This window comes from Pseudidiomarina terrestris (assembly GCF_030466405.1).
GTDB classification, from domain to species: domain Bacteria; phylum Pseudomonadota; class Gammaproteobacteria; order Enterobacterales; family Alteromonadaceae; genus Pseudidiomarina; species Pseudidiomarina terrestris.
In genome coordinates, this window is record NZ_JAGGJF010000004.1 from 51,638 (window position 1) to 65,437 (window position 13,800).

The 13,800-nt window shown below is 51.4% G+C and carries 13 protein-coding genes; 12 read left to right on the forward strand and 1 reads right to left on the reverse strand.

Translation table 11 applies throughout. The features are described 5' to 3' along the window. Positions 1–18 precede the first annotated feature (18 nt). The 7 genes from J6J34_RS08955 (at position 19) to J6J34_RS08985 (ending at position 8,639) form a co-directional block, all read left to right on the forward strand. The gene (locus J6J34_RS08955) at positions 19–1,077 is read left to right on the forward strand and encodes an NAD(P)-dependent alcohol dehydrogenase (RefSeq protein WP_418055285.1); all 1,059 of its coding nucleotides are present in this window, start codon (positions 19–21) and stop codon (positions 1,075–1,077) included. Positions 1,078–1,172: 95 nt separating this feature from the next. Continuing rightward, positions 1,173–2,321: a methionine adenosyltransferase gene (gene metK, locus J6J34_RS08960; RefSeq protein ID WP_301721563.1), complete on the forward strand. Its 1,149-nt coding sequence runs from the start codon at positions 1,173–1,175 to the stop codon at positions 2,319–2,321. Positions 2,322–2,401: 80 nt separating this feature from the next. Next, positions 2,402–4,414 (forward strand): transketolase, encoded by a 2,013-nt coding sequence (gene tkt, locus J6J34_RS08965; RefSeq protein WP_301898903.1) that lies wholly within the window; start codon positions 2,402–2,404, stop codon positions 4,412–4,414. Next, a complete protein-coding gene (gene epd, locus J6J34_RS08970) occupies positions 4,411–5,445 on the forward strand; it encodes an erythrose-4-phosphate dehydrogenase (RefSeq protein WP_301721560.1) in 1,035 nt (344 codons plus the stop codon). The genes tkt and epd overlap by 4 nt, the downstream gene beginning before the upstream one ends. Before the next feature lie 28 nt (positions 5,446–5,473). Further along, positions 5,474–6,658: a phosphoglycerate kinase gene (locus J6J34_RS08975; protein WP_301898904.1), complete on the forward strand. Its 1,185-nt coding sequence runs from the start codon at positions 5,474–5,476 to the stop codon at positions 6,656–6,658. A 37-nt stretch (positions 6,659–6,695) separates the two neighbouring features. Continuing rightward, entirely contained in the window at positions 6,696–7,760 is a 1,065-nt protein-coding gene (gene fba / locus J6J34_RS08980; RefSeq protein WP_301721558.1) for a class II fructose-bisphosphate aldolase, read from the forward strand. 75 nt (positions 7,761–7,835) lie between these two features. After that, positions 7,836–8,639, forward strand: coding sequence for a DUF481 domain-containing protein (locus tag J6J34_RS08985; protein WP_301898905.1), 804 nt, complete (start codon positions 7,836–7,838; stop codon positions 8,637–8,639). Between the two features lie 44 nt (positions 8,640–8,683). Here the strand turns inward: J6J34_RS08985 and J6J34_RS08990 are convergent, their stop codons facing one another. Beyond that, on the reverse strand, positions 8,684–9,427 hold the full coding sequence (locus J6J34_RS08990) for a TerC family protein (protein ID WP_301898906.1): 744 nt from the start codon (positions 9,425–9,427) through the stop codon (positions 8,684–8,686). A 167-nt stretch (positions 9,428–9,594) separates the two neighbouring features. On the opposite strand from J6J34_RS08990, the gene J6J34_RS08995 reads away from it, so the two are divergent. The 5 genes from J6J34_RS08995 (at position 9,595) to J6J34_RS09015 (ending at position 13,750) form a co-directional block, all read left to right on the forward strand. Beyond that, positions 9,595–10,275 (forward strand): TIGR00153 family protein, encoded by a 681-nt coding sequence (locus tag J6J34_RS08995; protein ID WP_301721555.1) that lies wholly within the window; start codon positions 9,595–9,597, stop codon positions 10,273–10,275. A gap of 14 nt (positions 10,276–10,289) precedes the next feature. Next, positions 10,290–11,558, forward strand: coding sequence for an inorganic phosphate transporter (locus J6J34_RS09000; RefSeq protein ID WP_301898907.1), 1,269 nt, complete (start codon positions 10,290–10,292; stop codon positions 11,556–11,558). A gap of 134 nt (positions 11,559–11,692) precedes the next feature. Beyond that, positions 11,693–12,235: an RNA polymerase sigma factor gene (locus J6J34_RS09005; protein WP_301898908.1), complete on the forward strand. Its 543-nt coding sequence runs from the start codon at positions 11,693–11,695 to the stop codon at positions 12,233–12,235. Next, positions 12,232–12,804 (forward strand): hypothetical protein, encoded by a 573-nt coding sequence (locus tag J6J34_RS09010; protein ID WP_301721551.1) that lies wholly within the window; start codon positions 12,232–12,234, stop codon positions 12,802–12,804. The genes J6J34_RS09005 and J6J34_RS09010 overlap by 4 nt, the downstream gene beginning before the upstream one ends. 4 nt (positions 12,805–12,808) lie before the next feature. Continuing rightward, on the forward strand, positions 12,809–13,750 hold the full coding sequence (locus J6J34_RS09015) for a hypothetical protein (protein ID WP_301834662.1): 942 nt from the start codon (positions 12,809–12,811) through the stop codon (positions 13,748–13,750). Positions 13,751–13,800 lie beyond the last annotated feature (50 nt).

The window sequence follows — 13,800 nt, forward strand, 5'->3', positions numbered from 1 at the left end:
GCGAAAAAGGAGTGAATAATGCCACGAGCTATTGGTTATGCAGCGCATGCTGCGGACAAAGAGCTGGAGTATTTTGAATTTGACCGGCGCGAGCCAACCGAGCTTGATGTAGAGATTGAGATTGCTTACTGCGGTGTTTGCCATTCGGATTTACATCAGGTACGCGATGAGTGGGGTGGCAACACCGTGTTCCCTTGCGTCCCAGGTCACGAAATTGTGGGTAAAGTGACCCGTGTTGGCAGCAAAGTCAGCAAGTATAAAGTTGGCGATAACGTCGGTGTTGGCTGTATGGTGGACTCTTGTGGCCACTGCCATAGCTGTGATGATGGTCACGAACAGTACTGTGAGAACGGTTTCGTCGCGACTTACAACGGCGAAGACAAACACTCGGGAGGCGTCACTTTTGGTGGCTACTCAAATCGCATTACAGTCACTGAAGACTTTGTCTTACGGGTTGCTGATGATGCTGATCTGGCTGGCGTGGCACCGCTGCTATGCGCCGGTATCACCACCTACTCACCACTACGCCACTGGGGTGTGAGCAAAGGTCACAAAGTGGGCGTTGTCGGCCTAGGTGGACTGGGTCATATGGCGGTAAAACTTGCCAAAGCCATGGGAGCAGAAGTGGTCTTGTTCACCACCTCGCCCGGGAAAGTTGAAGATGGTAAACGTCTGGGTGCCGACCATGTGGTGATCTCAAAAGACGAAGAAGCTATGGCAGAGTGGGTGAACTCGCTCGACTTTATTCTGAATACCGTTGCAGCTCCGCATAACCTGGATGAGTACCTGGCGTTACTACGGTTAGACGGCACCATGTGTCTGGTCGGCGTCCCGGCTGAATCGCATCCGTCGCCGTCGGTCTTCAACCTGATCGCCAAACGCCGTTCACTGGCAGGGTCTTTGATTGGCGGTATTGCCGAAACGCAGGAAATGCTCGATTTCTGCGCTGAGCACAACATCACCTCGGATATTGAACTGATTGCGATGAATGATATCAATAAAGCATATGAGCGGATGTTGCGTAGCGATGTGAAATACCGCTTTGTAATTGATATGGCGACGTTAAAACAGCGATAAAGACTTTTAGACGTCTAAATGTAGAAAACTGGGCGTGGTTTCGCTAAACTACGCCCAATTTTTTAAGTCCGGATAAAAGTAGAGACACCTAAACTATGACGAAGCACCTTTTTACTTCTGAATCTGTTTCAGAAGGACATCCTGATAAAATTGCAGACCAGATTTCAGATGCGGTTCTTGATGCTATTCTGACGCAAGATCCCCGTGCCCGAGTGGCCTGCGAAACTTACGTAAAAACCGGCATGGTATTGGTTGGCGGTGAAGTCTCCACCAAGGCCTGGGTGGATATTGAAGAATTGACCCGTAATACCGTACGCGATATTGGCTATGTTCATTCAGATATGGGCTTTGATGCTGACTCTTGCGCAGTCTTAAATGCCATCGGTAAGCAGTCGCCGGATATTAATCAGGGCGTTGACCGGACCTCGTTGGAAGAGCAGGGCGCCGGTGACCAGGGGCTGATGTTTGGCTATGCCTCAAATGAAACTGACGTATTAATGCCAGCGCCGATTACCTATGCCCATCGATTGATGCAACGGCAAGCGGAAGTCCGTAAAAACGGAACTTTGCCGTGGTTACGGCCTGACGCCAAAAGCCAGCTGACCTTTATCTATGAAGACGGCAAGCCCGTTGCCATTGATACAGTGGTGCTGTCTACGCAGCACGCCGAGGGTATTACTCAGGCAGAGCTGCGGGAAGCGGTGATTGAAACCATTATCAAACCGGTGTTGCCGGGCCAATGGTTCCCAGCGAATCAAGAACGCATTTTCATCAACCCGACCGGTAAATTTGTGATCGGTGGGCCTATGGGTGACTGTGGCCTGACCGGGCGCAAGATCATCGTCGATACCTACGGCGGTATGGCGCGGCATGGTGGCGGAGCGTTTTCCGGTAAAGATCCGTCCAAGGTTGACCGCAGTGCCGCCTATGCGGCGCGTTATGTCGCGAAAAACCTGGTTGCTGCTGGCCTGGCTGACCGCTGTGAGCTGCAAATTTCGTATGCGATTGGCGTTGCCGAGCCGACTTCAATCAGTATCGAAACCTTTGGTACCAGCTCGTATTCTGAGGAGCGCCTGATTGCTCTGGTCCGCAAGCACTTTGATTTACGTCCTTATGGCTTAATTAAGATGCTAAACCTTGAGCAACCTATGTATCTTGCGACAGCAGCCTACGGCCACTTTGGCCGGGAAGAGTTTCCGTGGGAGAAAACAGACAAAGCCGAAGCCCTTCGCGCTGACATCTGATTTGCTTAGAAGCCCCGAATTGTGGAGAATACGCGCACCAAGTGAGCATTTTCTCAAGCAGCAATTCGGGGTTATTTGTTATGACGACAGCAGTTTCTGAGCGTAAGCATCTCGCCAACGCTATTCGTGCCTTAAGCATGGATGCCGTACAGCAAGCCAACTCGGGCCACCCGGGCGCACCTATGGGCATGGCGGATATTGCCGAAGTCCTGTGGCGTGACTACCTGAAACACAATCCTGAAAACCCTGATTGGGCCGACCGCGACCGTTTTGTCCTGTCCAACGGACACGGTTCTATGCTGATTTATTCATTGCTGCACCTGACCGGTTATGAACTGCCCATCGAAGAGTTGAAAAATTTTCGTCAGTTGCATTCAAAGACTCCGGGTCACCCGGAATATGGTTATACTCCTGGCGTTGAAACGACCACCGGACCTTTGGGTCAGGGGCTGGCTAACGCAGTCGGAATGGCATTAGCAGAGAAAGTGCTGGCGGCGCAGTTTAACCGTGACGAGCACAATATCATTGACCATAACACCTACGCTTTCTTAGGTGATGGCTGCTTAATGGAAGGTATTTCCCACGAAGTTTGCTCGTTAGCCGGCACCTTAGGTCTTGGTAAATTGGTGGCGTTTTATGACGACAACGGCATCTCTATTGATGGTGAAGTTGAAGGCTGGTTCACCGACGATACCGCCAAGCGTTTTGCAGCTTATGGTTGGCATGTTATCGACAGCGTAGATGGTCATGATGCCGAAGCAATTAAAACTGCTGTCGATGCCGCTCACGCGGAGACAGCGCGGCCCACATTAATTATCTGCAAAACGATTATCGGTTTTGGTGCTCCCAACAAGCAGGGCTCGGAAAGTTGCCATGGGGCGCCACTTGGTGATGATGAAATCGCGGCAGCCCGCAAAGAGTTAGGCTGGTCTTATGGACCGTTTGAGATTCCTGATGACGTTTATCAAGCCTGGTCGGCCAAAGAGCGCGGCGCTGAGCAAGAGCAAGCTTGGGAGCAGCGCTTGGCCGCATATGCGCAAGCCTACCCTGAACTAGCAGAGGAACTGAAGCGCCGGTTAGCGGGTGACTTACCTGCGGATTTTGATGCTCATGCGCAAGCTTATATCGAACAGCTGCAAGCTGAGCCAGCCGACATTGCCAGCCGTAAAGCGTCACAAAACGCGCTGAATGCTTATGGCCCGAAGTTACCCGAGTTACTCGGCGGTTCCGCTGACCTTGCCGGCTCAAACCTGACTTTGTGGAACGATGCCAAAGATGTCAATGCCGACGATGCCAGCGGCAACTATGTTTACTACGGTGTTCGTGAATTTGGTATGTCGGCGATTATGAACGGTGTTGCTTTGCATCGTGGGTTGGTGCCTTACGGCGCAACGTTCCTGATGTTTATGGAATATGCCCGCAATGCAGTGCGCATGGCAGCGTTGATGAAACAGCGCAGTATTTTTGTTTACACCCATGACTCAATTGGTCTGGGCGAGGACGGGCCTACCCACCAGCCGGTGGAGCAGTTGGCCAGTTTGCGCACCACACCAAACATGAGCACCTGGCGTCCATGTGACCAGGTTGAGTCTGCAGTCGCCTGGAAAGCTGCACTGCAACGCACTGACGGGCCAACGGCATTGATCTTCAGTCGTCAGGGCCTGGCACAGCAGCAGCGTAGTTCTGAACAGCTCGCGAATATTGCTCGTGGTGGCTATACCTTATTGGATGGTCAGGGCGCGCCTGAGCTGATTTTGATTGCTACCGGTTCGGAAGTTGCACTTAGTGTCGCCGCCGCAAAAACTCTGCAGGCCAAAGGCCACTCAGTGCGCGTGGTGTCGATGCCAGCGACCGACGTATTTGATGCTCAGCCAGCGGATTATCGTGAACAGGTACTGCCAGGTTCAGTCACTAAGCGTATTGCTGTGGAAGCGGGGATTGCTGATTACTGGTACAAGTACGTCGGCCTGCACGGACGTATCCTTGGCATGACCAGCTTTGGCGAATCGGCACCGGCTGGTGATCTATTCAAACACTTTGGATTCACGCCTGAGCACCTGGTGGCGATGGCTGAGGAGTTACTAGGGGAATGACGCAACCACGGGCACGGTTAGCACTCAACGGATTTGGTCGAATTGGACGCAGTGTGCTGCGTGCTTTGTATGAACGTGGTTATCGCGAGCACATTGAAATTGTCGCCATTAATGAGCTGGCACCGGTCACTGCCATGGCTCATTTACTTAAGTACGACACCAGTCATGGTCGCTTTGAGCAGGCGGTGACCTGCTCAGGCGAGCACGAGTTGCGCGTCGGAGCCGATGTGATTCGGGTTTCTGCCGAATCGGAAATCAGCAATCTTAGCTGGCAGGACCTGGACGTAGATCTGGTGTTGGATTGTACCGGCGTGCATGGCACCCCTGAAGATGGCGCGCATTATCATGATGTCGGTATCCCACAGGTATTGTTCTCACATCCAGGCTCGCCGGATGTTGATTTCACTGCAATTTATGGCGTCAATACAGACCAGTTAACGGCGGCACATCGGATCGTTTCCAATGGCTCCTGTACCACCAACTGCTCGGTCCCCGTACTGAAGGTATTAGACGATCTGTTTGGCATCGAAAGTGGCGCCATTACCACCATCCACGCTGCTATGCACGATCAGCAGGTGATTGATGCTTACCACAAAGACCCGCGTCTGGCGCGTGCCGCAGGGCGTTCTATTATCCCAGTGGATACTCGCCTGGCACGCGGTATCGAGCGTATCATGCCGCATTTTGCCGGTAAATTTGAAGCCATTCAGGTGCGTGTGCCCACCACTAATGTGACCGCCATGGACCTCAGTGTCACGGTCCGTGATGAGGTGTCCATCGAGACGGTGAACGAGGCGCTGGCGAAGGCTGCCCGGGGCGCGATGGCGACGATTCTCGGCTACACCGATGAGCCGCTGGTGTCGATTGATTTTAACCATGATCCACGTTCAAGCATTGTCGATGGCACCCAGACCCGGGTCGCAGGTAAACATTTAATTAAAGTGCTGTGCTGGTGTGACAACGAGTGGGGGTTTGCCAATCGCATGCTCGATACCGCCGAAGTTATGCTGCAGCAAGCACGGCAAGATTAATCAGAAGTAGATGAGAGAGGAAACAACGATGTCCGCAGTCATCACAATGGATGATTTAGATTTAGACGGATTGCGCGTTCTGATCCGCGAGGATCTTAATGTTCCGGTCAAAGACGGAAAAGTGAGCTCTGATGCCCGCATCAAGGCCGCATTGCCTACTCTGAAGCAGGCACTTGCAGGTGGCGCCAAAGTCATGGTGATGTCGCATCTTGGCCGGCCGGAAGAGGGCGAGTATAACCCTGAGTTTTCGTTGCAACCTGTGGTTGATTACTTAAAGGATGCGCTGGAAGCACCGGTACGGCTTGCTAAAGACTATCTGGACGGGGTCGATGTTGCTGCCGGCGAAGTGGTGGTCTTTGAGAACGTACGCTTTAATCCAGGCGAAAAGAATAACGACGATGCGCTGGCGCAGAAACTCGCAGCACTTTGCGATGTGTTTGTTATGGACGCCTTTGGTACCGCACACCGGGCGCAAGCCTCCACGCATGGCGTGGCGAAGTATGCTGACGTTGCCTGTGCTGGACCGTTGCTCGCCGCAGAGCTGGATGCACTGGGCAAAGCCCTGGCTGAGCCGGCACGGCCGTTGGTGGCCATTGTCGGTGGCTCGAAAGTCTCAACCAAGCTTACGGTACTGGAATCTTTATCAGGAGTGGTCGATCAGCTGATTGTTGGTGGTGGCATCGCCAACACCTTTATCGCGGCCGCGGGGCACAACGTTGGTAAATCGCTTTACGAGGCCGATCTTACCGATGAAGCGCAGCGTCTGGTTGATGCTGCGCAAGCGAAAGGTGGTGATATTCCACTGCCGACCGATGTGGTCACTGGCAAGGAGTTCAGCGCTGAAGCTCAGGCTGAAACCAAAGCTGTCGATGCGATCAGTGACGATGACATGGTATTTGATATTGGTCCTGATACCGCTGAAGCCTTCGCAAAGATTCTGCAAAATGCGGGCACTATCGTATGGAATGGTCCAGTCGGTGTGTTTGAATTTGATCAGTTTGGTGCAGGTACCCAACGTTTAGCTGACGCAATAGCAGCAAGCTCAGCATTTTCTATCGCAGGCGGTGGTGACACCCTTGCGGCAATTGATAAGTATGGTATCGCTGATAAAATCAGCTATATCTCGACCGGCGGTGGTGCCTTCTTAGAGTTCTTAGAAGGTAAAAAACTTCCCGCAGTAGCGATTCTGGAAGAACGCGCAGAACATGGCTAAGCCTAGCCGAGCAGAACAGGAAATCAGGAGATAAACTATGGCTTTAATTTCATTACGTCAGTTGCTCGATCACGCCGCCGAGAACGATTACGGCGTGCCGGCATTCAACGTTAATAACCTCGAGCAAATGCGCGCCATCATGGAAGCTGCTGATGCGACAGATAGTCCGGTCATTGTACAGGCCTCGGCAGGCGCTCGCTCCTACGCAGGAGCACCGTTTTTGCGTCACCTTATTCTGGCAGCTATTGAAGAATGGCCGCATATCCCGGTCGTTATGCATCAGGATCACGGTACTTCTCCGGCGATCTGTCAGCGTTCCATTCAACTGGGCTTTAGCTCGGTCATGATGGATGGCTCATTACAAGAAGACGGTAAAACACCAGCGGATTACGATTACAACGTCAAGGTCACGCAAACAGCTGTGGCAATGGCCCATGCCTGTGGCGTGTCGGTCGAGGGCGAGTTGGGTGTGCTGGGTTCGCTTGAAACGGGTGAAGCTGGTGAAGAAGACGGTGTAGGTGCAGAAGGTAAACTTAGCCACGACCAACTGCTGACCGATCCCGAAGAAGCAGCACAGTTCGTAAAAGCGACCAATGTAGATGCTTTGGCCATCGCCTGTGGTACCTCACATGGCGCTTATAAGTTTAGTCGCCCACCGACCGGTGATATTCTGGCGATCGACCGTATCAAAGAGATCCACAAACGCATTCCAACCACCCACCTGGTCATGCATGGTTCCTCTTCGGTGCCGCAAGAATGGTTGAAAGTGATCAACGAATTTGGTGGTGAAATCCCCGAAACTTATGGTGTCCCGGTGGAGCAGATCGCTGAAGGCATCAAGCACGGTGTTCGTAAAGTGAATATCGATACCGACTTACGCTTGGCATCTACCGGTGCGGTGCGTCGTCATTTAGCGCAGAACCCCAGCAATTTTGACCCGCGCAAATTCCTGAAGGCTTCAACCGATGCTATGTACGATATCTGTAAGGCACGTTTTGAAGCATTTGGCTGTGCTGGTCAGGCCCACAAAATTAAACCGATTTCTCTGGAAGAGATGTTCAAACGCTACGAAGCGGGAGATTTAGACGCTAAAGTGAACTAGTCGGGGTTCATTTACGCCGCAATCCCACGTTATACTAATGTAAACGTGGATTGCGGAAGATTAAAAGAGGTGTTTGTGGCATATCAGAAAACTTTAACAGCATTGGCTATTGTCGCGTGCTTAGGCGGGGCGTCTGTTGCGAACGCGCAAGCCTCGATTTTTATGTATGACGATGCCAGTGATTTGAACACCGAAGAAAAGTCGGACTGGGATGCTTCGGCAGAGCTTGGTCTGCTGTTCACTTCAGGTAACACTAAGACTGAGACATTTAAGACCAAGTTGAGTGCCGCGCGTGACTACCAGAACTGGCGCCACAAAGGCATTATCGACTATTACCGTTCCGAACAGGAAGACCAAAGTACGGGTGATACTTATGTGACCGGCGACAAGCTGTTCATATCAGGTCAGTCGAACTACAAGTTTAATCCTGAGAGCCGTTCCTCACTATTTGTGTTTGGCTCGTATGAAGAAGATAAATTCAGTGGTTACGAGTATCAGGGAACCATCGCTGTCGGTTACGGTGCCCGCTATCGTTATAGTCCGTCATTGTACACCGACTATGAAGTGGGTCCGGGTTACTCTGTGAATAAGCCTATCGTCAATGGCGTGGTGCAGGAGCAGGAAAGCAGTGCTATCTTGCGTGTGGCGGGCAATCTGGTCTGGGATATTACCAAGACCTCAAAATTCAACGCGCTGGCATCAAGTGAAGTTGGTCAAGACAACACCAAGTCGCGTGCTGAAATTTCGGTATCTGCGAACGTGAACAGTTCACTGGCGCTTAAATTTTCGGTTGCTGCAAATCACAACTCGTACTTAGAAGATGAGAGCAAAGAAAAGCTCGATACTGAAACTGCGGTGACCTTGGTCTACAGCTTCTAAAACATCGAGCTTTGCGGGTTTTAGTCCAGCAAGCGGGTTGCCGATTAGTCCTCGGCAATCCGCTTTTTCAAATGCACGGGCTTGTTGCGCTTGCGCACTTTGATATTGAGCAGTTCGACAGTCAATGAGAAGGCCATAGCGAAGTAGACATAGCCTTTCGGTACGTGGAAGCCCAGCCCTTCGCCCATCAACGTAAAGCCAATCAGAATCAAAAAGCTCAACGCCAACATCTTGATGGTGGGATGACTATCGACAAAGTCACCAATCGCCTTCGCTGCCAGCATCATTACCAGTACCGCCACCACGACAGCAATAATCATGACGGCAACGTAATCAACCAGTCCGACAGCGGTAATCACGGAATCCAGCGAGAAGACAATATCAATGACGGCAATCTGCGTGATAATGGCAGTAAAGGTTGCGGTCTTCCCCGCCGTTTTGTGTTCTTCGACACCTTCTAAACTGTGATGAATTTCCAGAGTACTTTTCCCTAGCAGGAACAAACCACCGAAAAACAAGATCAAGTCACGTCCAGAAAAATCAAAACTGAACACCGAGAAAAGTGTCTCCGTCAGCCCCATCACCCAGACAATTGCGAGCAGTAAGGCAATCCGCATGCCCATGGCCAGCAATAGACCAATTTGCCTTGCTTTCTGCCGTTGATGCTCCGGCAATCGACCAACCAGAATTGAGATAAAGATAATATTATCAATACCTAAGACAACTTCTAAAGCAGTGAGCGTGGCTAGCGCTATCCATGCTTCTGGTAAAAAGATCCACTCGAACATTTCGCTTACTCTGACAATATGGGAGGATTGGATTACAATAAACAGGTTATTGTGCAAAAACAACGGACAATAACTTTTGCGTGTCCTTCGGCTTTTAGCTAGTATGCGCGCACCCCTGGATGATGGGGGACATTTGACTCTAATAGCAGCAACAAAGGCGAACTTTTATGTCTGCAAATTCGTTTCTGGGTGTTTTCGCTAAGTCTCCGATCAAACCAATGATCGAGCACATTTCTCAGGTGCATGACTGCGCGATGACCTTAAAACCTTTTTTTCAAGCTGTGTACGCGGCGAACTGGGATGATGCGGAAGAGCATCGCAAAGCCATCGTCAAGAAAGAGAAGGCTGCGGATGATATGAAGCGTGAAATCCGTCTCAACCTTCCTAGTGGTTTATTCATGCCCGTTGAGCGTACCGATCTTCTGGAACTCGTTTCTCAACAAGACCGTATTGCCAATAAAGCCAAAGATATCTCAGGATTGATTACCGGCCGTGAGCTGCAAATCCCAAAAGATATGATCGAGGGCTTTGATGCTTATCTGCAGCGTTGTCTGGACGCCACTGATAAAGCTAAAGAAACCATCGGTGAGTTTGACGATCTGCTGGAAGTTGGCTTTAAAGGCCGCGAACGACGTATCGTGGATAGTCTGATTTCCGAACTAGACAGCATCGAGCAAGACACCGACGCGTTACAAGTAAAATTGCGTCGTCAGTTGCGGGCTTTGGAACAAGAAATGAACCCGCTGGATGCTATGTTTCTCTATAAAATTCTTGATTGGGTCGGTGATCTCGCGGACCTGGCCGAGCGCGTGGGTGCGCGTTTTGAACTCATGCTTGCACGGGTCTAAGTCGGAGACGAACAATGGATATTATTTCTACTTATAATCTCACGCTGATTTTAATGGCAGCAGCTTTTGCTTTCTTCATGGCGTGGGGTATTGGTGCAAATGACGTCGCTAACGCGATGGGCACCTCGGTAGGCTCCAAAGCCTTAACCATCAAGCAAGCCATTATCGTTGCCATGATCTTCGAATTTGCCGGGGCCTACCTTGCTGGTGGTGAGGTAACGTCAACCATTCGTAAGGGGATTATCGATTCAGCCTACTTTATCGACACACCGGAGCTGTTGGTGTTTGGTATGATCGGCTCCTTGCTGGCGGCAGGGTTTTGGCTACTTATCGCTTCTTATCTGGGCTGGCCGGTTTCTACCACGCACTCCATTATCGGTGCCATTGTCGGTTTTGCTGCGGTGGGCGTAAGCCCGGACGCGGTCGAATGGGGCAAAGTTCTGGGTATCGTGGGAAGTTGGGTGGTGACACCGATGATCGCGGGCTTGCTGGCTTACTTTATCTTTATCAGCGCACAGAAGCTGATTTTTGATAGCGAAAGTCCGCTGGATATGGCCAAACGTTACGTTCCCTTTTACATGGGCTTGACGGGCTTTGTCATCGCACTGGTAACCATCACCAAAGGTCTGAAACACGTTGGTTTGAACTTCACGTTAATGGAATCCATTGCCCTGGCGATAGGTATTGCTGTGGTGGTGTTCTTCCTTGGTAAAATCATGATCGGCCGCTTACGCTTTGATCCGGCAGCTGACCGCGATATGCATTATACCAACGTCGAAAAAGTCTTTGCGGTACTTATGGTTGTGACCGCGTGTGCCATGGCATTTGCCCACGGTTCGAATGACGTTGCTAATGCCATCGGTCCACTGGCCGCTGTGGTCAGTATTGTGCAAAATGGTGGCGAAATTTCCAGCAAAGCCACCCTGGCCTGGTGGGTATTGCCAGTAGGTGCTGTAGGTATCGTGCTAGGTTTGGCAATGTTGGGCAAGCGCGTCATTGCCACTATCGGTAAAGGCATCACCCATTTAACCCCAAGTCGTGGTTTCGCTGCGGAACTTGCAGCGGCCTCAACGGTGGTTATTGCATCAGGTACAGGCTTACCTATTTCAACCACACAAACCTTGGTTGGTGCGGTGCTTGGTGTTGGTATGGCCCGTGGTATTGCCGCCCTGAACCTTGGCGTGGTGCGCAACATCGTGGTCTCATGGGTCGTTACCCTGCCTGCGGGTGCAATCATGTCGATCATTTTCTTCTATATGATTAAAACAGCATTTGGCGTCTAAAGCCTTATGCAACCTGTTTTTAAAGGCGACTTCGGTCGCCTTTTTTTATGCCCGCTCGATTATTTTTTGCTTTTATGGCAACTTTTTTATCAGCCACCACGACCTTAGTGGCAGTAGAAAAAGGAAACGACACTGTGTTTGCACCATCAGATGAAAGGCTCGTGAAACGAGCTCTGGAAAATAATAAACAAGCTTGGCTGCAGCTGGTAAAGCGTTACGAGGGCTTGGTCTTTAACTACGCGTTGCGCATGAGTGGTAGTCGCGATGACGCTCTGGACCTGATGCAGGACGTATTTATGTCACTGTTTCGAAACCTGGCTGGCTGGCGTGGCGAGAGCTCGTTTAAGAACTGGCTGATGACCATCGCTCATCACCGTTGCATCGAGCACTTTCGCCGGCGCAAGGATTTTGCTGACGATTACGATTTCGACCAGCAACCGAGCTCATCGGACTGGCACGACCCCGAGGCGGTGTACCGCGGCCAGCAGCAAACACAGCAGCTGGTGAGCGCGATGCAGAAGTTGCCTGTTGAGCAGCGCCTCATCGTGGAATTAAAGTTTTTTCAGCACTTGAAGCTGCAGGAAATTAGTCAGCAACTTGAAGTGCCACTGAATACCGTTAAGTCTCGTTTGTACAAAGCGGTAGAAGAGTTGAAAACGTTGGTGGAGGCTATATGAACAAGCACGATGAATTCCAGAACTGGATCGAAAAAACGGCCACTGACACCCGGCCTGAGGCTGTGCCTGAGTGGCCGCGGGAAACGACCTTTCGCGCTCGTTACAACAGCACCGAAACCCTGCGCTGGTGGCAACGCCCCCTGTTACCTGTTGCTTCGCTGGCGTGCTCAGCACTGGCAGTACTGGCTGTTGTTACACAGTTACAAGTGCAGGTCACAGAGCAAGGTTTTAACGTACATTTCGGCGGTAGCCTGACAGAGCAGCAGTTGCAGGCTGCGGTCAATGAGCAAATCACTGTTTTTGCAGCAGAGCAGCAACTGCAACTGGCGAATTACGCAGCCAATTTACGACAGGATTTTAGCGACGATGTAGCGGCTGCGAATCAGCAACTGGTGAATTATATTCTGACCACCAATCGCACCGAACGTCAGGAAGATATGGAAGATATCATCCGCTACGTCAACGCCCAGCGTGAAGACGACCAAGTCTACCTGGCCTACCAATTATCACAGGTTACCGGCGAATTACTCGAAGACGGTGACTATCAGAACGACCCAACTCAGGAGTAAGACCATGCGTACATTAGCAGTAGTTTCAGCCATCGCGGTGGCGTTGCTGGGCAGTGCCGGAGCACAGGCCGACCAGCAGCAGCGAGAGGAGTTACGTAAGCAGCTAGAGATTATGAACAGCATTTTTACCACGACGCTTGATCAGGAGCGCAGTGAAGACGGCCAGGGTAACCTGCGCAGCAATCGTCTCAGCTTTAATTACCTGGCGGGTCAGGGGGTCGTGTACCGGACCAAACTAGGTGGCGGACACCGGGTGTTTTTCAATGGCGGTGTGCCGATGCCCCCAATGCCGGATCTGCCCCACTTAGATGGCATAGAAAGCATCGAGCTGGAGGCTGCCATGGCCGAAGGACTGGCCGCTGCAGGTGAAGTGATGCGTGAGATTGAGGTGGTGACCGATGAAATCGTGATCAATGACGGCGAAGTGTATTTCACCAGCGACGATGGCGATGGCAAAGTGAAAGTGGTGCGCCAGGTCTCACGAAAAATGCGCGACCATGCCCAACAGGTGCGCGAATTACGGCGCCAGGTGCGCGACCTTGAATTAGCGCGCGCCAACGCGGACGATGGCAAAGCTATTGAAAAGCAGTTAACGGAAGTTCGCGAACAGCTGCGGAAAAGCGAAGAGAAAGTTGCCAGCGCCCGCGCGGAACTTGACGAAGCGAAGACGCAACTGCAAGCAAGAGCAGCAGAACATCGTGCTAAACGCGCTGAGAAAAGAGCACAGCAATTGGCGCAGTTTGAGCAAACCATGACCAGTACCTTGTGCAATTACGGCCGTACCTTACGCGCCTTACCAGACCAGGAGCACGTCACCTTTGTCGTTGAGGGCGCAGGAAACGGCGCAGACGGAAGTGACAAAATCTTTATTTTTTCTAAGCAGCAATTGGAAAATTGTTCATCGGCCAGTGATCTATTAGCAAAAGCAACCACGTATAGCTTTTAACTGACCAAAAGGTCGGTTGTCATCTCTGTTTAGCACGCCTGCCGGCGTGC